General features: G+C 72.5%; 22 protein-coding genes and 1 pseudogene. 9 read left to right on the forward strand and 14 right to left on the reverse strand.

Going from position 1 to position 25,225, the window contains the following annotated elements; all coding sequences use genetic code 11:
• Nucleotides 1-6: 6 nt before the first annotated feature.
• Nucleotides 7-702, reverse strand: coding sequence for a TetR/AcrR family transcriptional regulator (locus I3F58_RS23465; RefSeq protein WP_240110654.1), 696 nt, complete (start codon nucleotides 700-702; stop codon nucleotides 7-9).
• Nucleotides 703-838: 136 nt separating this feature from the next.
• Here I3F58_RS23465 and I3F58_RS23470 point away from each other — a divergent pair, with 136 nt between their 5' ends.
• From I3F58_RS23470 to I3F58_RS23480, 3 genes are all read left to right on the forward strand, one after another.
• The gene (locus I3F58_RS23470; protein ID WP_240110655.1) at nucleotides 839-1,402 is read left to right on the forward strand and encodes an NAD(P)H-dependent oxidoreductase; all 564 of its coding nucleotides are present in this window, start codon (nucleotides 839-841) and stop codon (nucleotides 1,400-1,402) included.
• A gap of 199 nt (nucleotides 1,403-1,601) precedes the next feature.
• Nucleotides 1,602-3,080, forward strand: coding sequence for an AlkA N-terminal domain-containing protein (locus I3F58_RS23475; RefSeq protein WP_240110656.1), 1,479 nt, complete (start codon nucleotides 1,602-1,604; stop codon nucleotides 3,078-3,080).
• A gap of 9 nt (nucleotides 3,081-3,089) precedes the next feature.
• A complete protein-coding gene (locus tag I3F58_RS23480) occupies nucleotides 3,090-3,605 on the forward strand; it encodes a methylated-DNA--[protein]-cysteine S-methyltransferase (RefSeq protein WP_240110657.1) in 516 nt (171 codons plus the stop codon).
• Nucleotides 3,606-3,625: 20 nt separating this feature from the next.
• Here I3F58_RS23480 and I3F58_RS23485 read toward each other — a convergent pair whose 3' ends face one another.
• On the reverse strand, nucleotides 3,626-4,351 hold the full coding sequence (locus I3F58_RS23485; RefSeq protein ID WP_240110658.1) for a Sir2 family NAD-dependent protein deacetylase: 726 nt from the start codon (nucleotides 4,349-4,351) through the stop codon (nucleotides 3,626-3,628).
• 68 nt (nucleotides 4,352-4,419) lie between these two features.
• Here I3F58_RS23485 and I3F58_RS23490 point away from each other — a divergent pair.
• Nucleotides 4,420-4,893: pseudogene (locus I3F58_RS23490) on the forward strand (UvrD-helicase domain-containing protein); the annotation flags it as partial.
• Between the two features lie 40 nt (nucleotides 4,894-4,933).
• Here the strand turns inward: I3F58_RS23490 and I3F58_RS23495 are convergent.
• Together I3F58_RS23495 and I3F58_RS23500 are read right to left on the reverse strand one after the other, a co-directional pair.
• A complete protein-coding gene (locus I3F58_RS23495; protein WP_240110659.1) occupies nucleotides 4,934-5,437 on the reverse strand; it encodes an NUDIX hydrolase in 504 nt (167 codons plus the stop codon).
• A gap of 52 nt (nucleotides 5,438-5,489) precedes the next feature.
• Nucleotides 5,490-7,211 (reverse strand): BCCT family transporter, encoded by a 1,722-nt coding sequence (locus tag I3F58_RS23500; RefSeq protein WP_374208023.1) that lies wholly within the window; start codon nucleotides 7,209-7,211, stop codon nucleotides 5,490-5,492.
• A gap of 113 nt (nucleotides 7,212-7,324) precedes the next feature.
• Between I3F58_RS23500 and I3F58_RS23505 the strand changes: the two genes are divergently transcribed.
• Nucleotides 7,325-8,485 (forward strand): glycerate kinase, encoded by a 1,161-nt coding sequence (locus I3F58_RS23505; protein ID WP_240110660.1) that lies wholly within the window; start codon nucleotides 7,325-7,327, stop codon nucleotides 8,483-8,485.
• Between the two features lie 287 nt (nucleotides 8,486-8,772).
• On the opposite strand, the gene pssA is transcribed toward I3F58_RS23505, so the two are convergent.
• From pssA to I3F58_RS23550, 9 genes are all read right to left on the reverse strand, one after another.
• Nucleotides 8,773-9,639 (reverse strand): CDP-diacylglycerol--serine O-phosphatidyltransferase, encoded by an 867-nt coding sequence (gene pssA / locus I3F58_RS23510; RefSeq protein ID WP_240110676.1) that lies wholly within the window; start codon nucleotides 9,637-9,639, stop codon nucleotides 8,773-8,775.
• On the reverse strand, nucleotides 9,632-10,288 hold the full coding sequence (locus tag I3F58_RS23515; RefSeq protein WP_240110661.1) for a phosphatidylserine decarboxylase: 657 nt from the start codon (nucleotides 10,286-10,288) through the stop codon (nucleotides 9,632-9,634). The genes pssA and I3F58_RS23515 overlap by 8 nt, the downstream gene beginning before the upstream one ends.
• Nucleotides 10,289-10,480: 192 nt before the next feature.
• A complete protein-coding gene (locus I3F58_RS23520) occupies nucleotides 10,481-11,686 on the reverse strand; it encodes an acyl-CoA dehydrogenase family protein (protein ID WP_240110662.1) in 1,206 nt (401 codons plus the stop codon).
• 2 nt (nucleotides 11,687-11,688) lie between these two features.
• Nucleotides 11,689-12,204: a MaoC family dehydratase gene (locus tag I3F58_RS23525; protein ID WP_240110663.1), complete on the reverse strand. Its 516-nt coding sequence runs from the start codon at nucleotides 12,202-12,204 to the stop codon at nucleotides 11,689-11,691.
• Between the two features lie 5 nt (nucleotides 12,205-12,209).
• Complete coding sequence (locus I3F58_RS23530) at nucleotides 12,210-13,184, reverse strand: CoA ester lyase (RefSeq protein WP_240110664.1); 975 nt, start codon at nucleotides 13,182-13,184, stop codon at nucleotides 12,210-12,212.
• Entirely contained in the window at nucleotides 13,181-15,202 is a 2,022-nt protein-coding gene (locus I3F58_RS23535; protein WP_240110665.1) for a protein meaA, read from the reverse strand. The genes I3F58_RS23530 and I3F58_RS23535 overlap by 4 nt, the downstream gene beginning before the upstream one ends.
• Before the next feature lie 34 nt (nucleotides 15,203-15,236).
• Nucleotides 15,237-16,574, reverse strand: coding sequence for a crotonyl-CoA carboxylase/reductase (gene ccrA, locus I3F58_RS23540; RefSeq protein ID WP_240110666.1), 1,338 nt, complete (start codon nucleotides 16,572-16,574; stop codon nucleotides 15,237-15,239).
• 449 nt (nucleotides 16,575-17,023) lie between these two features.
• Nucleotides 17,024-17,848, reverse strand: coding sequence for a TetR family transcriptional regulator (locus tag I3F58_RS23545; protein WP_240110667.1), 825 nt, complete (start codon nucleotides 17,846-17,848; stop codon nucleotides 17,024-17,026).
• 184 nt (nucleotides 17,849-18,032) lie between these two features.
• Complete coding sequence (locus I3F58_RS23550) at nucleotides 18,033-19,817, reverse strand: 3-hydroxyacyl-CoA dehydrogenase family protein (protein WP_240110668.1); 1,785 nt, start codon at nucleotides 19,815-19,817, stop codon at nucleotides 18,033-18,035.
• A gap of 350 nt (nucleotides 19,818-20,167) precedes the next feature.
• On the opposite strand from I3F58_RS23550, the gene I3F58_RS23555 reads away from it, so the two are divergent.
• Together I3F58_RS23555 and I3F58_RS23560 are read left to right on the forward strand one after the other, a co-directional pair.
• Complete coding sequence (locus tag I3F58_RS23555; protein WP_240110669.1) at nucleotides 20,168-20,746, forward strand: adenylosuccinate lyase; 579 nt, start codon at nucleotides 20,168-20,170, stop codon at nucleotides 20,744-20,746.
• A 252-nt stretch (nucleotides 20,747-20,998) separates the two neighbouring features.
• Nucleotides 20,999-21,748 carry a nucleotidyltransferase domain-containing protein gene (locus tag I3F58_RS23560; protein WP_240110670.1) on the forward strand — a complete coding sequence of 250 codons (750 nt, stop codon included), beginning with the start codon at nucleotides 20,999-21,001 and terminating at the stop codon, nucleotides 21,746-21,748.
• A gap of 206 nt (nucleotides 21,749-21,954) precedes the next feature.
• Here the strand turns inward: I3F58_RS23560 and I3F58_RS23565 are convergent, their stop codons facing one another.
• The gene (locus I3F58_RS23565) at nucleotides 21,955-23,478 is read right to left on the reverse strand and encodes an alpha/beta hydrolase (RefSeq protein WP_240110671.1); all 1,524 of its coding nucleotides are present in this window, start codon (nucleotides 23,476-23,478) and stop codon (nucleotides 21,955-21,957) included.
• A 209-nt stretch (nucleotides 23,479-23,687) separates the two neighbouring features.
• Here I3F58_RS23565 and I3F58_RS23570 point away from each other — a divergent pair, with 209 nt between their 5' ends.
• A complete protein-coding gene (locus tag I3F58_RS23570; protein WP_240110672.1) occupies nucleotides 23,688-24,131 on the forward strand; it encodes an SRPBCC family protein in 444 nt (147 codons plus the stop codon).
• A gap of 304 nt (nucleotides 24,132-24,435) precedes the next feature.
• A partial coding sequence (locus I3F58_RS23575) for an MFS transporter (RefSeq protein ID WP_240110673.1) occupies nucleotides 24,436-25,225 on the forward strand: 790 nt, incomplete at its 3' end.

Below are 25,225 nucleotides of genomic sequence, written 5' to 3' on the forward strand. Positions count from 1 at the left end.
CTCCTTCTACCCCGGCGCGGCCGCCAGCATGCGGTCGACCAGGTCGTGCCAGCCCGCCTCGACCCGCTCCAGCGGCATGCCGCGGCGGGTTACCAGATGGTCCACCAGGGTCACGTCCAGGAAGTCCGCCAGGATGTGCGCGGCGATCTCCAGGTCGGCGTCCGAGCCGGCCTGGCGCAGCAGCGCGGCGAGGTGGCTGTGGCGGACGACGCGTGCGGGTGCGACCTCGCGGAGGGCGGGCTGCGGCTGGGCGGCCCGGTAGAGGTCCAGGTGGGCGCGTTCGTGCCGGACGGCGGCTGGGCCGAACGCGTGCAGCCGGTCACGGGCGGGCGCTCCCGGGCCGAGCGGCGGGGGGCCGGAGATGAAGGCGGACTGGAACCGCTGCTCCTGGTGGTCCAGCAGGGCCAGCAGGAGGCCGGCGCGGTCACCGAAGCGGCGGAAGACGGTGCCCTTGCCGACCTGGGCGGCGCAGGCCACGGCCTCCATGGTCAGGTTGGCCGCGCCGTGCTCGGCGGCCAGCCGTGCCGCGGCCTCCAGCAGCCGGGCGCGGTTGCGCGCGGCGTCGGCGCGGAGCGGGGGCGGGGCGCCGACGGGGGACAGGGACAGTTCGGTGCGGCCGGGCGGCGGGGCGGCCGGGGAGTCCGGGCGGCCGGGCGGCGGGGCGGTCGTGGCACGCGGATCGTCGGACGGGGGACTGGTCATGGAAACCAGGCTAGGGGATCGGGAATGTAAATGGACCTGGGTCCGGTTATGGTGTTACAACATTCAACGGACCCCGGTCCGGTTAGCCGGGCGGTCCCCGTTGAACCCCGCTGTCCCTCTTCCCTCAGGAGTGAACATGTCCGCTCGTATCCTCACCCTCGTCGGCAGCCTCCGCGCCGGTTCGACCAACCGCGGGCTGGCCGAGGCCGCACGCACCATCGCCCCCGAGGGCGTCGCCGTCGAGCTGTACGAGGGCCTCGGTGACGTGCCGTTCTACAACGAGGACATCGACACCGAGGCGACCCTGCCCGAGGCCGCCGCCCGGCTGCGGGCAGCCGTGGCCGGAGCGGACGCGCTGCTGCTGGTCGTCCCCGAGTACAACGGCACGATGCCGGCCGTCCTGAAGAACGCGATCGACTGGCTGTCCCGCCCCTACGGCGCGGGCGCGATCACGAAGAAGCCGGTCGCGGTGATCGGCGCCGCCTTCGGCCAGTACGGGGGCGAGTGGGCGCAGGCCGAGGCCCGCAAGGCCGCGGGAGTCGCGGGCGGCTCCGTCGTCGAGGACGTGAAGCTCGCCATCCCCGGCTCGCTGACCCGCTTCGCGGAGACGCACCCGTCGGAGGACGCCGAGGTGCTCACGGGCCTGTCCGCGGTGCTGGCCTCCCTGACGGCGGCGGTGACGGCGACGGCCACCGCCTGAGGACCGCGTACGGCGCCCGCGCCGCACGCGGCGCGCGCCGCCCCGCCCCCGTACCCGACGGCCGACCGCCGCGGACGGGGGCGGGGGCGTAACCGCGGCCCGCTGGCAGAGCGCGGCGGCACGCGGATGCGCAGGCAGCCGGAGGCTCATGTCGGAAATCCGCCAGCGCCGACCGCCCGGCCCGGTGGATGCTGGAGGCATGCACACCGACACCGAGCGCTGCGTACGGGCCGTCCAGTCCAAGGACGCCCGGTTCGACGGGTGGTTCTTCACCGCCGTCCTCACCACCCGCATCTACTGCCGCCCCAGCTGCCCGGTGGTGCCGCCCAAGCCGCGGAACATGGTGTTCTACCCCAGCGCCGCCGCCTGCCAGCAGGCCGGGTTCCGGGCCTGCAAGCGGTGCCGGCCCGACACCAGCCCGGGGTCGCCCGAGTGGAACGCCCGCGCCGACGCCGTCGCCCGCGCCATGCGGCTCATCCGGGACGGCGTCGTCGACCGCGAGGGCGTGCCCGGGCTCGCCGCCCGGCTCGGCTACTCCACCCGCCAGATAGAGCGCCAGCTGAGCGCCGAACTGGGGGCCGGGCCGCTCGCCCTGGCCCGGGCCCAGCGCGCCCAGACGGCCCGGGTGCTGATCGAGACGACCACGCTGCCGTTCGCGGAGGTGGCGTTCGCCGCCGGATTCTCGTCCGTACGGACCTTCAACGAGACCGTCCGCGAGGTCTTCGCCGTGGCGCCGGGCGATCTGCGCGCACGGGCGGCCCGCCGGGCCGGCCCCGCGCACCCGGCCTCACCCGGGATCATCGGGCTGCGGCTCCCGTACCGGACACCCCTCAACCCCTCCAACCTCTTCGGCCACCTCGCCGCCACCGCCGTCCCCGGCGTGGAGGAGTGGCGGGAGGGGGCCTACCGCCGCACCCTCCGCCTCCCGTACGGGCACGGAACCGTCGCACTGAGCCCCGCCCCCGACCACATCGTCTGCCGCCTCGCGCTCACCGACCACCGCGACCTCACCCACGCCATCAGCCGCTGCCGCTGGCTCCTCGACCTGGACGCCGACCCCGTCGCCGTCGACGCCCAGCTGCGCGCCGACCCGCTGCTCGCCCCGCTCGTCGACGCGGCGCCCGGCCGCCGGGTGCCCCGCACGGTCGACGCGGCCGAGTTCGCGGTGCGGGCCGTGCTGGGCCAGCAGGTGTCCACGGCCGCCGCCCGCACCCACGCCGCCCGCCTCGTCACCGCGCACGGCACCCCCGTGGACGACCCCGACGGCGGGCTCACCCACCTGTTCCCCGCGCCCGAGGCGCTGGCCGGGCTGGACCCCGAGGGCCTCGCACTGCCCCGCGCCCGCCGTGCCACCCTCACGACCCTGGTGGCCGCCCTCGCGGACGGCGGCCTCACGCTCGGCCCGGACAGCGACTGGGAGGAGGCCCGCGCCCGGCTCCTCACCCTGCCCGGCTTCGGCCCCTGGACCGTCGAGGCCATCGCGATGCGCGGTCTCGGCGACCCCGACGCGTTCCTCCCCACCGACCTGGGTGTGCGCCGCGCCGCCGAGCGCCTCGGGCTGCCCTCCACGCCTGCCGCACTCACCGCGAAAGCCACCGCGTGGCGGCCGTGGCGCGCCTACGCTGTCCAGTACCTCTGGGCCACCGACAGTCACCCGGTCAACCATCTCCCCGCCTGAGGAAGCACCATGACGCATCGTCAGTACACCGTCGTCGACAGTCCCTACGGCCCGCTCACCCTCGTCGCCACCGACGGCGTCCTCAGCGGCCTCTACATGACCGAGCAGCGCCACCGCCCTCCGGAGGAGACCTTCGGAGACCCCGACCCCCGCCCGTTCACCGAGGCGGTCCGCCAGCTCGACGCGTACCACGCCCGCGAGCTGACGGACTTCGACCTTCCCCTCCGTCTGGAGGGCACCCCGTTCCAGCGGAGCGTCTGGGAGCGCCTGCGGGCCATCCCGTACGGCGAGACCCGCACCTACGGGGAACTGGCCGAGGTCCTCGGCAAACCGGCCGCGACCCGGGCGGTCGGCCTCGCCAACGGCCGCAACCCCGTCGGGATCATCGTCCCCTGCCACCGTGTGGTCGGCGCCGACGGCAGCCTCACCGGCTACGGCGGCGGCCTCGCCCGCAAACAGCGCCTGCTCACCTTCGAGGGAGCGATTCCCGCCCCGGCGCCGAACGGGTCGGAGACCCTCTTCTAGCAACGCGTCTCCGGGGTCCTCTAACCCGCCTTGAGCTGCTCCAGCAGCTCTGGCAGAGCCGTGCCGATCGGCTCCCGCACGATCTCGTCGGCGACCGCGTCGTACGGCGTGGGCTCGGCGTTCACGATCACCAGGCGTGCCCCGTGCTCGGCCGCCGTCCCGACGAGCGAGGCGGCGGGCTGCACCTGGAGCGAGGAGCCGACCGCCAGGAACACCTCGGCCGCCTTCGCGATGCCGACGGCCTGGCCCATCACCACCGGATCCAGCCGCTGGCCGAACATCACGGTGGCCGACTTGAGGACGGAGCCGCAGTCCGTGCACGCCGGGTCGGCCTCGCCCGCCCGTACCCGCTCCAGCACGTCCTCCATGGGTGACCGGGCATGGCATCCCGTGCACACCACGGCCCGCGCGGTGCCGTGAAGTTCGAGCACCTTGCGCTCCGGCATCCCCGCCGACTGGTGCAGGCCGTCGACGTTCTGCGTCAGCACCCGGACCGCGAACCCGGGCGTCCGCTCCAGCGCGGCGATCGCCCGGTGTGCGGCGTTCGGCCGGGCGCCCATCACCGGGCCTTCGAGCCGCATCCGCCAGGAGCGGCGCCGGACCGCCGGGTCGCTCATGTACGCGTCGTACGTGACGAGCCGCTCCGCGCCGGGGTCCTTCCGCCACACCCCGTTGGGCCCCCGGTAGTCCGGGATCCCCGAGTCCGTCGAGATCCCGGCCCCGCTGAGTATCGCCACCATCGTCATACCTGCGAGCCTAGGCAGCAGGCGCGGGCGACGGCGAGCGGAATTTCTCGCGGTGACGGAGGCGGACGCCGCCCGCCCCGCAGGTCGTCGTGGCCGGAGCCGGATCCGGCAAGACCACGGTGATGGCCGCCCGGGTGGTCTGGCTGGTCGGCACGGGGCAGGTCGCTCCCGGACAGGTCCTCGGCCTCACCTTCACCAACAAGGCCGCCGGCGAACTCGCGGAACGCGTCCGCACCGCCCTCGTCCGCGCCGGCATCACCGACCCCGACCCCATGGACCCGGACGACCCCCCGGGAGAGCCCCGCATCTCCACGTACCACGCCTTCGCCGGGCAGCTCCTCACCGACCACGGCCTGCGCATCGGCCTGGAGCCCAGCGCCCGGCTCCTCGCGGACGCCACCCGCTACCAGCTCGCCGCCCGCGCCCTGCGCGAGGCCCCGGGCCCCTGCTCCGCGCCGGCCCGCTCCTTTCCCACCCTGGTCAGCGACGTCCTCGCCCTCGACGGGGAGCTGGCCGAGCACCTCGCACGGCCCGAGGACCTCCTCCCGGCCCGGCCCCTGCCTGCCGTGGGCAGTGCCCCGGTCAGCGCGGTGGGCGCCCGTCCACCAGTTCCGCCGGGCCCGTGCCGGCCGACACGGTGTCCAGCGCCGCGAGCACGCGCGGGCCCAGGGGGCCGAGGAGGTACGTGGGGATCTCCTCCCGGGCCACCAGCTTCCAGGACAGGAGTTCCGACTCCTGGAGGCGGATGGACCGGAACTGCTCCCCGCGCAGCACGCCGCCGTCGTACACGTAGGCCACGATCGGCGGGCGGGCCGGGCCGAAGACCCAGTCGACGGCGAGGAGCGCCCCCGGCTCGATGTCCAGGCCGATCTCCTCCCGGGTCTCCCGGCGGGCTGCCTGGCGCGGAGTCTCACCGGCGTCGGACTCGACGGTGCCGCCCGGCAGCGCCCACCCCTCGCGGTAGCCGGGCTCCACGAGCAGGACGCGGCCGTCGGCGTCCCGGAGCAGACAGGCCGCCCCGGCCAGCACCTTCGGCAGCCCGGCGATGTACGCGGCGTACCCGGAATCCGAGTCGGAGGAGGTCACGGGTTACAGGGTAAACGGCGTACGGGGGCGGTCCCCCCGTCCGGTCAGCCCGTCAGGTCATCGGCGTGCCGTCCTCGTCCCCCGTCTCCGTACGGGACTTCGCCGCGCGCCGCAGCCGGTAGTGGCGGGTCGCTGTCTGCTCCACCACCGCGTCACCGACCATGGTCCGCACCACGTCCCGAAGCCCGTGCAAGCCGTGCACCCGGGCCGGGCCCGCGCCCGGGTCCTGCCGCAGCTCCGTCACCAGCGCCCAGCACAGCCCGAGCATCACCAGCACGAACGGCAGCGCCACCAGGATCGTCGCCGTCTGCAGGGAGTCGAGCCCGCCGACCACCAGCAGCACCGCCGCCACCGACGCCATGAGGATGCCCCACACCACCACCAGCCAGGTCGGCGGGTGCAGCGCGCCCCGGCTGGTCAGCGAACCCATCACCAGCGAGGCCGAGTCCGCACTCGTCACGAAGTAGGTCATCACCAGCACCATCGCCACGAACGAGGTGAGCGTGCCGATCGGCAGCGACTCCAGCATCGCGAACAGCGACGCCTCCGCACCGTCCGCCACGGCCGACGCCAGGTCCGCCTCGCCCGTCGACTGGATCCGCAGCGCGGAGCCGCCCATCACCGAGAACCAGACGACGGTGGCGCCGCTCGGCACCAGCAGCACCCCGATGAGGAACTCGCGGATCGTGCGCCCGTGAGAGATCCGCGCGATGAACGTACCGACGAACGGTGCCCACGACAGCCACCACGCCCAGTAGAAGATCGTCCACGCGCCCAGCCACTCCGGGTCGGAGAACGCGCCCGTGCGGGTCGCCATCGGCAGCAGGTTCTGCAGGTACCCGCCGATCGACGCGGGGATCGAGTCCAGGACGTACACGGTCGGCCCGACCAGGAACACGAACGTCATCAGCCCGGCCGCCAGCAGGATGTTCAGCGTCGACAGCCACTTCACGCCCCGGTGCAGCCCGGAGAACGCCGACACCACGAACGCCGCCGACAACGACACGATGATGATCAGTTCCGTCGTCAGGTCCGCCGCCACGTCGGCCGTGATGTTCAGGCCCTCCGCGACCTGGAGCGCACCCAGGCCCAGGCTGGTCGCCGTGCCGAACACGGTCGCGAACACGGCCAGCAGATCGATGACCTTGCCCTGCCAGGACACCGCCCGGCGCGCCCCGATGAGCGGCACGAACGCCGCGCTGAGCCGGTTGCCGCGGCCCTTGCGGAAGCCCGCGTAGGCGAGGGCGAGACCGGCGATGCCGTAGATCGCCCAGGGAGTGAGCGTCCAGTGGAAGAAGGAGTACTCCATCGCTGTGCGGGCCGCCGCGCCCGACTCGGCCGGTGCCCCGCTCGCGGGCGGCGGGGACAGGTAGTGGGTCAGCGGCTCCCCGACCCCGTAGAACATCAGGCCGATGCCCATACCGGCGCTGAACATCATCGCGATCCACGCCAGGTTCCCGAACTCGGGCTCCGCGTCGTCCTGGCCCAGTCTGATCCGCCCGAAGCGGCCGAACGCGATCACCAGGCAGAGGACCAGGAAGACGTCGGCGGCGACCACGAACAGCCAGCCGAAGTTGTCCAGAACCCAGCTCAGACCGGCCGAGGACACGTCGTCGAAGGAGTCCTTGCCCAGCCAGGCCCACAGCACCACGGCCAGGATGGCGGTCACCCCGATGCCGACGACCTTGTGATCGGGTGTCGCCTCCACCGGGTGGGTCATCAGATGGGACTCCTGCGAGCCCGGCGGCGGCTGATCGAACGGTTCCGTACTCATGAGGCCCCACTATGGTCGGCCCGCTTCGTGCCGCCGGGGGTGGCACGCCGTGTGACCGTATGGATAGGGTCACCTTTGGCGCGACTGCCTGTTCGATAGCAAGGGATGCAGCAGTGACGGACGGAGCAGTTACTGGAGCCGCGCGACAGCACGTGCTGGTGGCGGCCGACAAGTTCAAAGGGTCGCTGACCGCCGTCGAGGTGGCGGAGCGGGTACGGGCCGGGATCGGCCGTGCCGCCCCCGCCGTCACGGTGGAGGCCCTGCCGGTCGCGGACGGCGGCGACGGCACGGTCGCGGCCGCGGTCGCCGCCGGGTTCGAGCGGCGCGAGGCACGGGTCACGGGGCCGCTGGGCGAGCCCGTCACTGCCGCGTTCGCGCTGCGCGACGGCACGGCGGTCGTCGAGATGGCGGAGGCGTCGGGCCTGAGCCTGCTGCCCGAGGGCGTCTTCGCGCCGCTCACGGCCACCACGTACGGCTCCGGGGAGCTGCTGCGGGCGGCGCTGGACGCGGGTGCGCGGCGGATCGTGTTCGGGGTCGGCGGCAGCGCCACCACGGACGGCGGTGCGGGCATGCTGGCCGCGCTGGGCGCCCGCTTCCTGGACGCCGGAGGCGAGCCGGTCGGGCCGGGCGGCGCCGCCCTGCGTGACCTGGTGAGCGCCGATCTGTCGGGCCTCGACCCGCGCCTCGCGGACGCGGAGGTCGTGCTCGCCGGCGACGTCGACAACCCGCTGACGGGCCCCAAGGGGGCGCCCGCGGTGTTCGGGCCGCAGAAGGGCGCGAGCGCCGAGGACGTGGCGGTCCTGGACGCGGCGCTGGTCAACTACGTACGGGTCCTGGAGAAGGCCGTCGGGCCGCGCGCGGCCGAGGCGGCGGTCTCGCCCGGTGCGGGCGGTGCGGGCGGCATCGGCTACGGCGCGCTGGTCGGGCTGGGCGCCGGGTTCCGGCCCGGCATCGAGCTGATGCTGGACATCCTTGGGTTCCACGCGGCGCTGGAGCGGGCCACGCTGGTGATCACCGGTGAGGGCTCCCTGGACGAGCAGACCCTGCACGGGAAGGCGCCGGCGGGCGTCGCCGCGGCGGCGAGGGAGGCCGGCGTGGAGGTGGTGGCGGTCTGCGGGCGCCTGCTGCTCGCGCCGGAGGCGCTCGGGCGTGCGGGCATCCGCAGGGCCTACCCCCTGACAGCCCTGGAACCCGACCCCGCACGCTGCATCGCGAACGCGGGCCCCCTTCTGGAGCGCGCGGCGGCCGGCCTGGCGCAGGACTTCCTGTCCTGACCCGCGCGTCCGCGCGCCGCACCGTTCTCCCGCCCTCTGCGCGGCCCGAGGCCCGCACCGGCAAGCGCCCCCGCTCCGCCGAGCTCCCCTCCGCACGCGGCGCCCGGGGGAGGAACGGGAGGGGCGCGACGCCCCGGGGCGCTCCCGCCGGTGTGCGGCCGGGGGCGCCCGGCCCGCTCCCGCCGCCCCTGCCCGTGACCGGACCGCATGGCGAGGCACGGTGGCACCGGACGCCGAAGGGGCCCGGGTGCGGACTGCACCCGGGCCCCTTCGCGGTCGGTCGGCGGCTACGGGAGCTGCGCCGCGCGGGCGGCCTCCCGGCTCTCGCGCCGGTTGTCACGGAACGTGTTCACGCGGCGTGCCGTGGCGAACAGCGGGATCACCGCGCCCAGCACCACCTGGAGCGCGCAGCCCGTCTGCAGCAGCAGCTGGCCGCCGGGCGCGTCGAACGCCCAGGCCGCCAGCAGCGCCATCGCGCCGACGATCCAGCTGAGCATCGCCACCGCCAGCACACCCCGCGGCTTCGGGTACTCCACCCGGCTCACCATCAGCCACGCCGTGCCGACGATCGCCAGCAGGGTCGGGATGAACGGCAGCTCCAGCAGGACGATGGAGACGACCGTCAGCGCGCCGAAGGGGCTCGGCATGCCCTGGAACATGCCGTCCTTCATCGTCACGACCGAGAATCTGGCCAGCCGCATCACCACTGCCAGCAGCACCACGATCGCCGCCACCGCGGAGACCCGCTGGTGCGCGTCGTCCGCGACCATCCCGTACACGAGGACGAAGTACGCGGGCGCCAGGCCGAAGCTGATGAGGTCGGACAGGTTGTCCAGCTCCGCGCCCATGGGCGAGGAGCGCAGCTTGCGCGCGACCAGACCGTCGAACAGGTCGAAGATCGCGGCGCACAGCATCAGGATCACGGCCGTCGCGGCGGAGTGCCGCGCCATGCCGGTCTCCTCGCTGCCCGTGAGGTGCGGGATGAGGATGCCGGTGGTGGTGAAGTACACCGCCATGAACCCGCAGGTGGCGTTACCGAGCGTGAGGGTGTCCGCTATCGACAGGCGGAGCGACAGCGGCATCTCCTCCTGCTCGTCCGTGGTCTCCGCCTCGGCCTCGGCGACCCACTTGGCCTGGGTGTCGGGGTCAATCACGGTCAATTCGGGTCACCCCCGCGGTTGTGGCCTGACCCACCTCGACGGCCACCTCCACACCTTCCGGCAGGTAGATGTCGACGCGCGAACCGAAGCGGATGAGGCCGATGCGTTCGCCCTGCTCGACCTTGGCGCCCTCCGCCAGGTACGGCACGATGCGACGGGCGACCGCGCCGGCGATCTGCACCATCTCGATGTCGCCGAGCTCGGTGTCGAAGTGCCAGACGACGCGCTCGTTGTCCTCGCTCTCCTTGTTGAACGCCGGAACGAACCCGCCGGGTACGTGCTCCACGGATGTCACCGTGCCCGCCAGCGGCGCACGGTTGACGTGGACGTTCAGCGGGCTCATGAAGATGGCGACCCGGGTGCGGCCGTCCTTCCACGGCATGATGCTCTGCACCACGCCGTCGGCGGGCGAGATGACCCTGCCCTGAGCGACCTCGCGCTCGGGGTCGCGGAAGAACCACAGCATGCCGGCCGCCAGGGCGGTGGCCGGTACGGCGAGGGCCGCGGCGCGCCTGGAGCGCCGGGCACGGGCGAGGCTGAGCGCCGCCGTGGCGACGGTCGGCAGAAGCCACGGCGATGCTCCGCGCGCGATACGGACGCCGGAGAGGCGGTCGCGGTGTGCGGACGTTTGGCTGTGGGGCATGGATGACCTTCGTAGCGGATGATGCCGCGCTCGGAACGGGGGGACGGCGGCTTTTCGGTGATGCTATCGGTTGCGGGCCACAACTGGGCAAGCCAGAAGCCGAGTCGAAGGCCGGAAGAAGATAACTCGTTGTGATCTTCTTCGCGGCCTTTTCCGCTCGAAAGCGCCTCAAAGCCGACAATCAGCCCTGGCTCAGTTCTGGATTCGGTACTCCTCCAGCAGCCTGCGGCCGATGATCATCTTCTGGATCTCGGCCGTGCCCTCACCGATCAGCAGCATCGGCGCCTCGCGGTAGAGGCGCTCGATCTCGTACTCCTTGGAGAAGCCGTAGCCGCCGTGGATGCGGAAGGCGTCCTCCACGACCTCCTTGCAGTACTCGGAGGCGAGGTACTTCGCCATCCCAGCCTCAAGGTCGTTTCGTTCCCCGGAGTCCTTTTTGCGTGCTGCGTTCACCATCATCGCATGAGCGGCCTCGACCTTGGTAGCCATCTCCGCCAGCTTGAACTGGATCGCCTGGTGCCGGGCGATCGGCTTGCCGAAGGTGTGCCGCTGCTGCGCGTAGTCCACACCCAGCTCGAACGCACGCTGAGCGACGCCGCAGCCACGGGCCGCCACGTTGACACGGCCGACCTCGACGCCGTCCATCATCTGGTAGAAGCCGCGGCCGGTGACCCCGCCGAGCACGCGATTGGCCGGAATCCGCAGGCCGTCCATGATGAGCTCGGTGGTGTCGACGCCCTTGTAGCCCATCTTGTCGATCTTGCCGGGGATGGTCAGGCCCGGGCGGACCTCCCCGAAGCCGGGCTCCTTCTCGACGAGGAAGGTCGTCATCGACTTGTGCGGCGCCGTGCCCTCGGGGTGTCCTTCGTCACTCCGGACGAGGACGGCCACCAGAGTCGACGTGCCGCCGTTCGTCAGCCACATCTTCTGACCGTTCAGGACGTACTCGTCGCCGTCCTTCACCGCCTTCGACGTGATGGCCGACACATCGGAGCCGAGCCCCGGCTCCGACATCGAGAACGCGCCGCGCACCTCGCCGGCCGCCATCCGCGGCAGGAACGTGTCCTTCTGCTCCTGCGTGCCGTGCTGCTTCAGCATGTACGCGACGATGAAGTGCGTGTTGATGATCCCCGACACGGACATCCAGCCGCGGGCGATCTCCTCCACGCACAGCGCGTACGTCAGCAGCGACTCGCCCAGACCCCCGTACTCCTCGGGAATCATCAGCCCGAAGACGCCGAGTTCCTTCAGGCCGTCGACGATCTCCTGCGGGTACTCGTCGCGGTGCTCCAGGTCCGTCGCGACCGGGATGATCTCCTTGTCCACGAACTCCCGGACGGTGGACACGATCTCCTGCTGGACATCGGTGAGGCCGGGGGTCTGCGCGAGTCGGGCCATGGTTACTTCTTCTCCTGCTGCTCGAGTTCGGGCCGGCCGGGCTGCTCGCCGCCGCGCTCCTTGATGTACGTCTCGGTGGGGACCATCACCTTGCGGCGGAACACGCACACGAGCGTGCCGTCCTGCTTGTAGCCCTTCGTCTCGACATAGACGATCCCGCGGTCGTCCTTGGACTTGGACGGCCACTTGTCGAGGACGGTCGTCTCGCCGTAGACCGTGTCGCCGTGGAAGGTCGGCGCCACGTGCTTCAGCGACTCGATCTCCAGGTTGGCGATCGCCTTGCCGGAGATGTCCGGCACCGACATGCCGAGGAGCAGGGAGTAGATGTAGTTGCCGACGACGACGTTCCTGCCGAAGTCCGTCGTCTTCTCCGCATAGTTCGTGTCCATGTGGAGCGGGTGGTGGTTCATCGTCAGGAGACAGAAGAGGTGGTCGTCGTACTCGGTGACCGTCTTCCCGGGCCAGTGCTTGTAGACCGCCCCGACCTCGAACTCCTCGTAGGTGCGTCCGAACTGCATCTCTCTCAGGCCTCCGGGGCTTCGAACTTGGACGTGCGCTGCATGCCGGCGGCCCGGCCCTTGCCCGCGATGACGAGGGCCATCTTGCGGCTGGCCTCGTCGATCATCTCGTCACCGAGCATCGCGGAGCCCTTCTTGCCACCCGCCTCGGACGTGAAGTACTCGTACGCGTCCAGGATCAGCTCGGCGTGGTCGTAGTCCTCCTGCGAGGGGGAGAAGACCTCGTTGGCGGCGTCGACCTGGCCCGGGTGCAGGACCCACTTGCCGTCGAAGCCCAGCGCGGCGGCGCGGCCGGCGACCTCGCGGAAGCCGTCCACGTTCTTGATCTGGAGGTAGGGGCCGTCGATCGCCTGGAGGTCGTTGGCGCGGGCCGCCATCAGGATCTTCATCAGGATGTAGTGGTACGCGTCCGCCGGGTAGCCGGGCGGCTGCTCGCCCACGACCAGCGACTTCATGTTGATCGAGGCCATGAAGTCGGCCGGGCCGAAGATGATCGTCTCGATGCGCGGGGACGCCTGGGCGATCGCGTTGACGTTGTTCAGGCCCTGGGCGTTCTCGATCTGCGCCTCGATGCCGATCCGGCCGGCCTCGAAGCCCATGGTCTTCTCGATCTGGGTCAGCAGCAGGTCCAGTGCGACGACCTGCTCGGCGTTCTGCACCTTCGGCAGCATGATGCAGTCGAGGTTCTGGCCCGCGCCCTCGACGACCGTGACGACGTCCCGGTAGGTCCAGTGGGTCGTCCAGTCGTTGACCCGCACGACCCGGGTCTTGCCGGTCCAGTCGCCCTCGTTGAGGAACTTCACGATGGTGTGCCGCGCCTCGGGCTTGGCGAGCGGCGCGCAGGCGTCCTCCAGGTCCAGGAACACCTGGTCGGCCGGCAGGCCCTGGGCCTTCTCCAGGAACCGCGGGTTGGAGCCGGGCACCGCCAGGCAGGACCGCCGTGGGCGGAGACGGTTCACCGGGGTCGTGGTCTCGGTCATGCGGGGACCTCCGTGCTTTCGAGAGGGTTGAGCTTGTTGGCGTTGCGGATCTCGTCGACGATACGGCCGATGATCTCCGTGATTCCGAAGTCCTTCGGAGTGAAGACGGCGGCCACACCCGCACGCCTCAGTTCTGCGGCGTCGGCGTTCGGGATGATCCCGCCGACGATCACCGGGATGTCGGCGGCCCCGGCCTCCCGCAGCCGGTCCAGCACGTCCGGCACCAGCTCGGCATGCGACCCGGACAGGATGGACAGACCCACACAGTGGACATCCTCCGCGAGCGCGGCGTCCACGATCTGCTCGGGGGTCAGCCGGATGCCCTGGTAGACCACCTCGAACCCGGCGTCACGGGCCCGTACGGCGATCTGCTCGGCACCGTTCGAGTGCCCGTCCAGACCCGGCTTGCCCACCAGCAGCCGCAGTCGTCCCGCGCCCAGCTCGGCGGCCGTCCGGGTGACCTTGTCCCGGACGACCGCCAGCGGGGTGCCCTCCTCGGCCGCGACCGCGACCGGGGCGGACGAGACGCCCGTGGGCGCGCGGAACTCACCGAACACGTCCCGCAGCGCCCACGCCCACTCCCCGGTGGTCACCCCCGCACGGGCGCACTCCAGGGTCGCGGCGAACAGGTTCCCGTCCCCGGCGGCCGTCGCCTTGAGGGCGGCGAGGGCCTCCTGGGCACGGGCTTCGTCCCGGTCGTCCCGCCACGCGTCCAGCGCGGCGACGACCCGGGCCTCGTTCGCCGGGTCCACGGTCTGGATCGCCGTGTCCAGATCCGCGGTCAGCGGGTTGGGTTCGGTGGACTCGAAGCAGTTCACACCGACGATCTTCTCCTCGCCGGCCTCGATCCGGGCGCGCCGCTCCGCGTGCGACGACACCAGCTGCGACTTCAGGTAGCCGGACTCGACGGCCGCCATCGCGCCGCCCATCTCCTGGATCCGCCCGATCTCCGCCAGGCACTCCTCGACGAGGGCGTCCACCTTGGCCTCGATCACATGCGAGCCCGCGAAGATGTCGTCGTACTCCAGCAGGTCGCTCTCGTGCGCCAGCACCTGCTGGATCCGCAGCGACCACTGCTGGTCCCACGGCCGCGGCAGGCCCAGGGCCTCGTTCCACGCCGGGAGCTGCACTGCACGGGCCCGCGCGTCCTTCGACAGCGTCACGGCCAGCATCTCCAGCACGATCCGCTGGACGTTGTTCTCCGGCTGCGCCTCGGTCAGGCCCAGCGAGTTGACCTGGACGCCGTAGCGGAACCGCCGCTGCTTGGGGTTCTCGATCCCGTACCGCTCCCGCGTGACCTTGTCCCAGATGCGGCCGAAGGCGCGCATCTTGCACATCTCCTCGACGAACCGGACGCCCGCGTTCACGAAGAACGAGATCCGGGCCACCACATCGCCCCTGCGGTCCTCCGGCACCTGCCCGGAGGCGAACACCGCGTCCAGGACCGCGATGGCCGTGGACATCGCGTAGGAGATCTCCTGGACCGGAGTCGCCCCCGCCTCCTGGAGGTGGTAGCTGCAGATGTTGATCGGGTTCCACTTGGGGATGTGGTTCACCGTGTAGGTGATCATGTCGGTGGTGAGCCGAAGGGACGGACCCGGCGGGAAGACGTGCGTCCCGCGCGACAGGTACTCCTTGACGATGTCGTTCTGGGTCGTCCCCTGGAGCCTGGCGATGTCCGCGCCCTGCTCCTCGGCCACCACCTGGTAGAGCGCCAGCAGCCACATGGCGGTGGCGTTGATGGTCATGGACGTGTTCATCTGCTCCAGGGGGATGTCCTGGAACAGCCGCCGCATGTCACCCAGGTGGGAGACCGGCACGCCGACCCTGCCGACCTCGCCGCGGGCGAGGATGTGGTCCGGGTCGTAGCCGGTCTGCGTGGGCAGGTCGAACGCGACCGAGAGACCCGTCTGCCCCTTGGCGAGGTTCCGCCGGTACAGCTCGTTGGACGCCTCGGCCGTGGAGTGGCCGGCGTACGTCCGCATGAGCCACGGCCGGTCCTTCTGACGCTCTGTCATGACTTTGGCTGCGCCTCTCAGATCCTCGGCCGGCTCAGATGTCGCGGAAGCGGTTGATGGCGTCGATGTGCCGGGCGCGCATCTCCGGGTTGCTCACACCCTGGCCCTCCTCGGGGGCGAGGCACAGGACGCCGACCTTGCCCTGGTGGAGGTTGCGGTGCACGTCGTACGCCGCCTGCCCGGTCTCCTCCAGGGTGTACGTCTTCGACAGCGTTGGGTGGATCTTGCCCTTGGCGATCAGCCGGTTGGCCTCCCAGGCCTCGCGGTAGTTGGCGAAGTGCGAGCCGATGATGCGCTTCAGCGACATCCACAGGTAGCGGTTGTCGTACTGGTGCATGTAGCCGGAGGTGGAGGCGCAGGTGACGATCGTGCCGCCCTTGCGGGTGACGTACACCGAGGCGCCGAAGGTCTCCTTGCCGGGGTGCTCGAAGACGATGTCCACGTCCTCGCCGCCGGTGAGTTCACGGATGCGCTTGCCGAACCGCTTCCACTCGCGCGGGTCCTGGGTGTTCTCGTCCTTCCAGAACCGGTAGCCCTCGGCGCTGCGGTCGATGATCGCCTCGGCGCCCATCCTCCGGCAGATCTCCGCCTTCTGCTCGCTGGAGACGACACAGATCGGGTTGGCGCCGCCCGCCAGCGCGAACTGTGTGGCGTACGAACCGAGGCCGCCGCTGGCGCCCCAGATCAGGACGTTGTCGCCCTGCTTCATCCCGGCTCCGTTGCCGGAGACCAGCTGCCGGTAGGCGGTGGAGTTCACCAGGCCGGGCGCCGCCGCCTCCTCCCAGCTGAGATGGCCGGGCTTGGGCATGAGCTGGTTCGACTTGACCAGGGCGATCTCCGCGAGGCCGCCGAAGTTGGTCTCGAAGCCCCAGATCCGCTGCTCCGGGTCGAGCATCGTGTCGTTGTGGCCGTCGGAGGACTCCAGCTCGACGGAGAGGCAGTGAGCGACGACCTCGTCGCCGGGCTGCCAGGCGTTGACGCCCGGTCCGGTGCGCAGGACGACCCCCGCCAGGTCGGAGCCGATGATGTGGTACGGCAGGTCGTGGCGCTTGGCGAGCTCGGAGGTCCTGCCGTAGCGCTCCAGGAACCCGAAGGTCGAGAGCGGCTCGAAGATCGAGGTCCAGACGCTGTTGTAGTTGACCGAGCTGGCCATGACGGCGACGAGCGCCTCGCCCGGGCCGAGCTCCGGCAGCGGCACCCGGTCGAGGTGGAGGGACTTGCGGGGGTCCTTCTCGCGGGTGGTGAGACCGGCGAACATCTCGGTCTCGTCCTTGTGCACGGTGACCGCGCGGTAGGACTCGGGCAGGGGCAGGTTGGCGAAGTCGGCGGACGTGGAGTCCGGCGACTGGATCGCGTCCAGGATTTCCTTCACGGTGGTGCCTCCGGCGAGGAGCAAGCGTCTGAGGAGACGCTGAGGGAACGTCGGGGTGCTGCTGTGGAGGTGTGCCGTCGGTTCGGCCGGGTGGTGCATGGGCGGCTCGAGCCCCACTGCGCTCGGCCTCTGCTTGTGGCAGAGGAGTCGTGGGCGGCGAAGCGGTGCGCGGAAGTGCCTGTGACGCAGGCGTCCGGGCGCGCAGCCGGGACGGGCTGCGGGGACAGCCGGCGTACGGAGGTGCTCTGCACGCCGGCCGCCCGGACAACATCAACGTATGGCACGCCGTGCCAGGCCGCAAGACACTGCGTGCCAATAATTTCTCTCAGATGCGAAAGGGGTGCGCTCGGATGAGCGATGATCGATCAGTGCACGTCAGAAACGTGACGGCGGCCACTACCCGCGAGTAGGGGTAGTGGCCGCCGTGAAAGGGCCATGCGGAGAACGTGTCAGGCGTGGTGTTCCTTGAGGGCTCGCTCGATGGTCCGCATGACCTCCTCCAGCGGGGCGTCCGCGCGGGCGACCGCCACGACCACGTCACCAGTCGCAGCGGTCTCCGCGGTCGCCGCCGGGGACGGGACCCTCGGGCCCGCGAGCCGGCCGGCACCGATACCGGTGCCGAAGGTCTTGCGTACGATCGCGAACGCGTGGTCCAGCTGGGACTCGACATCGCCCTTGCCGCCCGCCCTCAGCCAGCGGCGCAGCACGTGGTTGTGTGCGGTGACCACCGCTGAAGCGGCCACCTCGGCCAGCAGCGGGTCGTCGTTGCCGTCGTGATGGTCGCGTTCGTCGAAGTGGCTCAGCAGATAGCGGGTGAACAGCCGCTCGTACCGGGCCACCGAGGCGATCTCACGCTCCCGGAGAGTGGGCACCTCGCGGGTGAGCCGGTAGCGTGCGACGGACACGGCCGGAGAGGCCGCGTACATCTTCATGACCTCCTTGATGCCCCGGCACACCGTGTCGAGCGGGTGCTCGTGCGCCGGTGCCGCGTTGAGCACGGCCTCGGCCCGCATCAGGGTGTCGTCGTGGTCGGGGAAGATCGCCTCTTCCTTGGAGCGGAAGTGGCGGAAGAAGGTCCGGCGGGCGACGCCCGCGGCGGCGGCGATCTCGTCGACCGTGGTCGCCTCGTAGCCCTTTGTGGCGAACAGTTCCATGGCCGCCGCGGCCAGTTCGCGGCGCATCTTCAGGCGCTGGGCGGCGGCACGGCTGCCCGCGGCGGTCTCCGGGGCGTCGGACGCGGCGGTGGCACGGGATGACTTCGCGGGCTGGGACATGCCCCGAACGTACTGCATCCGGTCGGAGGGCCGCGCCGGAGGGGGAGAGCCGCCCGAGGGTTCGAGCAGCCCGCCCCACTCCCTGTGGCCCGGTCCGGTGCCGGGCGCACCGCGGTCCTCCGGGGGGTGATCCGCGTGCCCCCGGAGGACCGCGGTCGCCGGGGCCGAGGCCTCGGGCGCGGGCTCAGCGTCGCGCATACTCACGGAAGCCGCGGCCCGTCTTGCGGCCCAGGCAGCCCGCCGCCACCAGGTGCTCCAGCAGCGGCGCGGGGGCCAGGCCCGGCTCGCGGAACTCGCGGTGCAGCACCTGCTGGATGGCCAGCGAGACGTCCAGGCCGACCACGTCCAGCAGTGCGAACGGCCCCATCGGGTAGCCGCCGCCCAGCCTCATCGCCGTGTCGATGTCGTCGAGCGAGGCGTAGTGGTCCTGGACCATCTTGACCGCGTTGTTCAGGTAGGGGAAGAGCAGCGCGTTCACGATGAAGCCGGCCCGGTCACCGCAGTCCACCGGGTGCTTGCGGACCTTCGTGGTGACCTCGCGGACGGTGGCGTGGACGTCGTCGGCGGTGAGCACCGTGCGGACGATCTCGACCAGCTTCATGGCCGGGGCCGGGTTGAAGAAGTGCATCCCGATCACGTCCTGTGGACGCGAGGTCGCGCGGGCGCAGGCGATGACCGGCAGCGAGGAGGTGGTCGTGGCCAGCACCGCGCCCGGCTTGCAGATCTTGTCGAGCGTCCCGAACAGCTGCCGCTTGACCTCCAGGTCCTCCGCGACCGCCTCCACGGCCAGGTCCACGTCGGCGAACGTGTCCAGCGAACCGGCGGGAGAGATCCGGGCCAGCGCCTCGTCCCGTGCCCCGGCGGTCATCCGCCCCTTGTCGACCGAGCGCGCCAGCGACTTGGCGATGCGGGCCTTCGCCGCGTCCGCCTTCTCCTGGGAGCGTGCGGCCAGTACGACCCCGTACCCGGCCTTCGCGAAGACCTCCGCGATGCCGGACGCCATCGTCCCGGACCCGGCGACACCGACGGACCGGACCTCACGCGCGTCGGCCCCGCCCTCGGCCGCACCACCCGGCGTCAGGGCGTCCGGCACGACCGTGCCGCTGCCCGGCGCGTCGTACGTGTAGAAGCCGCGCCCCGCCTTGCGGCCCGTCAGTCCGGCTTCGCTGAGCTGCTTCAGGATCGGCGCGGGCGCGTGCAGCCGGTCCCGGGATTCGGCGTACATGGCGTCCAGGACCGTACGGGCCGTGTCCACGCCGATCAGGTCCAGCAGTGCCAGCGGTCCCATCGGCAGGCCGCAGCCGAGCCGCATCGCCGCGTCGATGTCCTCACGGGACGCGTACTTGGCCTCGTACATGGCGGCGGCCTGGTTCAGGTAGCCGAACAGCAGCCCGTCCGCGACGAAACCGGGCCGGTCCCCGACCGCCACGGGCTCCTTGCCCAGCGCCTCCGCCAGCTCGGTGACGGCGGCGGTGGCCTGCGGTGCGGTCAGCACGCACGAGACGATCTCGACCAGCTTCATCGCCGGGGCCGGGTTGAAGAAGTGCATCCCCAGAACCCGCTCCGGGTGTGCCGAATCCGCGGCCAGCCGGGTCACGGACAGCGCGTTGGTGCCGGTGGCGATGATCGCCTCCGGGCTGAGGATCCCGTCCAGTGCGCCGATGACCTGCTGCTTCGCCTCGTATGACTCCGGGACGACCTCGATGACGAGGTCGGCGTCGGCAGCGGCCTGAAGATCGGTGAAGGTGCGGAACCGGGCCAGGACGTCGCGCCGCTCCTCCTCGGTGATCCGCTCGCGGGCCACGGAGCGGGCGGTGGCGGCCTCCAGCGCGGCGACGGCGCTCCGGGCGGCGGCTTCGCTGATGTCGATGCCGATGACCTCGCGGCCGGCGCGTGCCAGGACCTCCGCGATACCGGTGCCCATGGTGCCGAGGCCGACGACGGCGATGGTGGAGAGAGGGGTGTCCATCACGGGACTCCAGGGATGAGTGACGACTGATGGGGGAGCGGGCGCGCGGACGCGCACACGGATGCGCGTGAGCATGCGGGTGTGCGGATGGAGTGCGGCGTGCCGGGCGCGAACGACCGGTGCCGGGCACACGCGTCGCGCGGTGAGGAGAGCCGACGGACCCTGTCCCGGGGTCGCATCGTGAAAGGTGCTGAACCGACTGGCACTCGGGGCGGCTGCGTCACCAGGCCGCCCTGAGGGTGCGGGGGGTGTGCCCCGCTCACCTGAGATTAACTCGCGGGTAATGAGCGCGCCAGCCCCCGGGCGCTGTGATCTGGATCGCGGAGCACGCCGTCGCTACGCTGCCCGCCATGGACCCGGAATTCGGCTCGCTCACCGACCGGCTGAGGGACGAGGCGGGTGACGGCCCCGCGTACGGGCGGCTCGTCGTCACCCCCGACAGCGAGGAGCTCGCGGCGGTCCTCACCGCCCCCGGGCAGCCGCTGTGGGCACGGGAGCTGGCGGCCTTCCGGCTGGGCGTCGCGGGGGACCGGCGCGCCTTCGAGGCGCTGGTGCTGCTGCTCAACCACCGGGACCCCGAGCGCTGCGTCTCCGCCGCGTACGCGCTGACGCGGCTGCGGGACCCGCGCACACCGCGCGCGGCGGCGGCGCTCGCCACCAACGAACTGCGCGTCGCGTACGCCCTGGTGCCGGTGCGGCTGCTGGCCGCGCTGCGTGCCCCGGAGTCGGTGCCCGCGCTGGTGACGGCCCTGGAGCGGAGGCTCGACCCGGAGGACCCGCACTGGCGGGTGGGCGTCGCCTGTGCCGAGGGGCTGGGCGCGCTGGGGGACGTGCGGGCGCGGGAGGTCCTGGAGGCGGCGGTGCCGCACCCACGGGTGGGGGAGGCGGCGAGGTCGGCGCTCGTGCGGCTGGGGCGCGGTCAACCGTGACGGGGGCTCAGTCCCCCGGACACCGGGTCGGCCGACCCGGCCCGTGACCGGGGACCCGCCCCCGTGGCCTGTGGCCGAGGCCTTCGCTCCCGAGTCCTGCGGCCCGGGGACTCTGCTCCTCGCCGGACCGTGCGGAAGGGGATCCCCTCCCCGGGCCGGGCGGCCGATCCCGGCTCCGGCGCCCGTGACCGGGGTTCGGCCCGGGCCCCAGTGGCCCGGTTCCGCCGCGGGCCCCCATGGAATGATCACCGGATGGACGAAGCACTCTTCCTCGACCACGTCGCCGGCCGGCTCGCGGGGCTCCCCGGCGTACGGGCCGTCACCCTCGGTGGGTCCCGGGCCCAGGGCACCCACACCCCCGACAGCGACTGGGACCTCGCCGTCTACTACCGGGGCCGCTTCGCCCCGGCCGATCTGCGGGGCCTCGGCTGGGAGGGCGAGGTGTCGGAACTCGGCGGCTGGGGCGGCGGCGTCTTCAACGGCGGGGCCTGGCTGACGATCGACGGCCGCCGGGTGGACGTCCACTACCGGGACCTCGACGTCGTCGAGCACGAGCTCGCGGAGGCGCGGCAGGGCCGCTTCCGCTGGGAGCCACTGATGTTCCACCTCGCGGGCATCCCCAGCTATCTGGTCGTCGCGGAACTCGCCGTCAACAAGGTGCTGTGCGGGACACTGCCGTGTCCCGACTACCCGGAGCCTCTGCGCGCGGCGGCCCCCGGGGTCTGGCGCGAGCGCGCGGCCCTGACGCTCGGCTACGCGCGGGCCGCCTGTGTGCGACGCGGTCAGGTCACCGAGCTGGCGGGTGCGTTGGCCACCGGCGCGGCGCAGAGCGCCCATGCCGTGCTGGCCGCGCGGGGCGAGTGGGTCACCAACGAGAAGCGGCTGCTGGAAAGGGCGGGGCTGCGGGGCGTGGACGCGATCGTGGCCGGGCTGCGGGCGGAGCCGGGGGCGCTGGAGCGGGCGCTGGACGAGGCGGAGGCGCTGTTCGCCGGTGCGGCCTGAGAGGGCGATGCCCCCGGACACCCGGCTCCTCCGTGCCGGAGGGGACCGCAAGGCCGCTCCCCTCCGGCACAGAAGGGAGCGGAACCACGGCCCGTCCGGGGGAGGTCCGAGAAGGAGCGCCGCCCCCGGCCGAAGAGCCCGGGGGAGCGACGCGCGGGCCGGGGGCAGGGCGCCCGGCTGACGGGAAGAGGCGGGAGGGGGAGAGATCAGGCCCCGGACCTGGCCGACGCCGGCTCAGGCGCCGGGCGTGCCGCGCATTCCGCGTCGGCCGACGGGACCTCGCCCGACTCCAGGTACCGCACCAGGTGCCGGTCCACGCACGCGTTGCCCCGCAGCGTCACACCGTGGTTGCCGCCGCCCCGCTCGACCACCAGCCGGGACCCGGCCAGCAGGCGGCGCATCGCCACCGCGCCCTCGTACGGCGTCGCCGCGTCCTCCGAGGCCTGCACCAGTAGGACCGGCGGCAGCGCCTCGTTCGCCACGTCCACCGCCTCCCGCGGCGCCACCGGCCAGAAGGCGCAGGGCGCGTTGTACCAGGCGTTGTTCCAGGTGGAGAACGGCGCCTTCGCGTGCGTCGCCCAGTTGTCCCGGTGCCAGGTGCCCCAGGCCCGCGGCCACCGCGCGTCCCGGCACTCCACCGCCGTGTAGACGGAGTAGCCGTTGTCGCCCTGCGCGTCCAGCTCCGCCACCGCCTCGTAGACCTTCACCAGCGGACCGCTGTCCTTCTGACGGACATACGAGGAGAACGCGTCCGCCAGGAGCGGCCAGTAGCCGTCGTGGTAGCCGCCCGGCAGATACGTGTCCTCCAGCTCCGCACCGCCCACCTTGCCGCCCGCGGGCTCCTCCCGCAGCGCCTCCCGCATCGCGTACCAGCGTGCCTCCACCCCCGCCGGATCCGTGCCCAGCCGGTACGTCGCGTCGTGCCGGGCCACCCACGCGAGAAACGCCTTGTGGCGCGCGTCGAACGCGAGGTCCTGCGCCAGGTTCGCGTCGTACCAGACGCCGCCCGGGTGCACGACCGAGTCCAGGACCGCCCGCCGTACCCGCTGGGGGTACAGCTTCGCGTAGACCGCGCCGAGGTACGTACCGTACGAGTACCCCAGGTAGTTGATCCGCTCGGCGCCCAGGGCCACGCGGATCGCGTCCATGTCACGGGCGGAGCTGACCGTGTCCATGTGCGGCAGCAGCTTCCCGTGCTTCTCGCCGCACGCCCGCGCGAACGCCGCCGCCCGGGCCGCGCCGCGCCGCTCCTCCTCGGCGTCACGCGGCACCGAGTCGGGCCGTACGGGGGAGAAGTGACCCGGCAGACAGTTCAGGGCCGGCCTGCTGGCGCCCACGCCCCGCGGATCGAAGCCGATCACGTCGTACTGCGCCGCCAGTCCGGAGGGAAGCGCCGCCGCCACGAACCCGGCGAGGGTACGGCCGCTCGCCCCGGGGCCGCCCGGGTTGACGAGAAGGGGGCCCTGCGACGTACGGGCGGTGTGCGGGATGCGGGACAGCGCCAGGCTGATCCGATCGCCCCCGGGGTCGGCGTGGTCGAGCGGCACGGACAGGGCGGCGCACTCCAGCCTCGGGTAGCGCTTGGTGCCGCACTTCTCCCAGTCCAGGGCGGCCGGGGAGGCCGCGGTGGCGGTGGGGGTGGCCGAGGCTGCGGCGGTCGTCGGGGCGGCGGTGGCCGCGCCCGCGATCAGTGCGCCCGCGGCGATCAGGACTCCTGCGCGTGTCTGCATCCGGCCAGTGTCGGTGCGGCCGGACCCCGATCCGGGCCGGACGGCGCGGGGACGCCGCGACTTGACCCGAACGGGTGGTGCGGACCGGGCGCCCCGGCCACGGGGGGTGCCCGTGAACGCCGCCGTACGGATTTGGGTCCGCCTCGCCCCAGGTGGTTGGCTGGTCCCGCCCAAGGAACCACTCACGGACGACTGCTGGAGGACTAGGCATGGCGCAGGTCGAGGCCACGACGGAGCGGGTCATCGCGGCGGACGCGGAGACGGTGTTCGACGCCCTGGCCGACTACAAGGACACCCGCGCGAAGCTCCTGCCCGAGCACTTCAGCGAGTACCAGGTGCGCGAGGGCGGCGACGGCGAGGGCACGCTCGTGCACTGGAAGCTCCAGGCCACCAGCAAGCGGGTGCGCGACTGCCTGCTGGAGGTCAGCGAGCCGACCGACGGGCAGCTCGTGGAGAAGGACCGCAACTCCTCGATGGTCACCACCTGGACCGTCACCCCCGCCGGGGAGGGCCGCTCCCGGGCCGTCGTCACCACGGTGTGGAACGGCGCGGGCGGTATCGGCGGCTTCTTCGAGCGGACCTTCGCGCCCAAGGGTCTCGCCCGCATCCACGACGAGGTCCTCGCCCGGCTCGCCGCCGAGGTGGAGAAGTAGCCGGTACGGCAGGCCCGGTGAGGCGGCGCGGGGCGCGCACGGCGGTCGCGTCCGGCCGCCCGTCACCGGTTCGGGTGATCTTCTCCGCGCCGTCCCGGTGCGTACGGCGCGCCGGGCGGTGCCGTCGCCGGCCGCTGTCCCCCGCCGGAACCGCCTGCTGAGCGCCCGCCGTCGCGCGCGGTGGGCCGCCGCCGTCCGCCGGTGTGCCCGCGCGGCCCGCCGTCCGCCGCGTGAACGCTCTCCCCGCGCGGTGCGAACAATGGCGCCGCGAGCGAGACGGGCGACAGGGCGAGGGGAGCAGTTCGTGGGTGGGATCACGCTGACGAAGGCGGGCCGGGTGGCGGGCGCCCCTCACGGCGGCGATCCGGGATCCGGGGAACCAGGCGCCTCGGCTCCCGCGTCCGGCGGCGGTGCGCCCCGGGCCCGGTCCGGGCGGCTCCGTACCGCCCTCGTGCTCACCGGGCTCGCCCTCGCGCTGCTCCTCGCCGCGCTCCAGCAGCTCGGTCTCACCACCGCGCTTCCGGCCGTCGCCGCGGAACTGCCCGGGCGCTCCGGGCACGTCCCTGCCTCCTGGGCCGTCACCGCGTATCTGCTCACCGCCACCGCGTCCCTGCCGCTGCACGGCAAACTCGGTGACCTGTACGGCCGCAAGGGCATGATCCTGCTCGCACTGGTCGTGTTCGCGGCGGGGACGGCCCTGTCCGGCTGGGCCCGCACGCTGGACGAACTCGTCGCCTTCCGCGCCGTCCAAGGCCTGGGCGCGGGAGGCATCCTGACGGGGGCGCAGACCGTCGCCGCCGGCCTCGGCTCCCTGCGCCGCCGCGCCCGCCCGCTCGGCCTGACGGCCGCGGTCTACGCCACGGGGTCCGTCGCGGGCCCCCTCGTGGGCGCCCACCTCGCCGCGCTCACCAGCTGGCGCTGGACCTTCCACCTGACGGTCCCGCTCTCCCTCCTGGCCCTGATCCTCCTGGCGACGGCCCTGAAGCCGGGCCCGGCCATGACGCGCGGCCCGGGAACGGGCGCGCCGGCGGCGACGGGCGGCCCGCGTGCCGCCGCGCCGCAGCCCGGCACCCCCGGGCCGGGTACCGCCGTCC

Source organism: Streptomyces sp. MUM 203J (genome assembly GCF_022414595.1).
Taxonomy (GTDB): Bacteria; Actinomycetota; Actinomycetes; order Streptomycetales; family Streptomycetaceae; genus Streptomyces.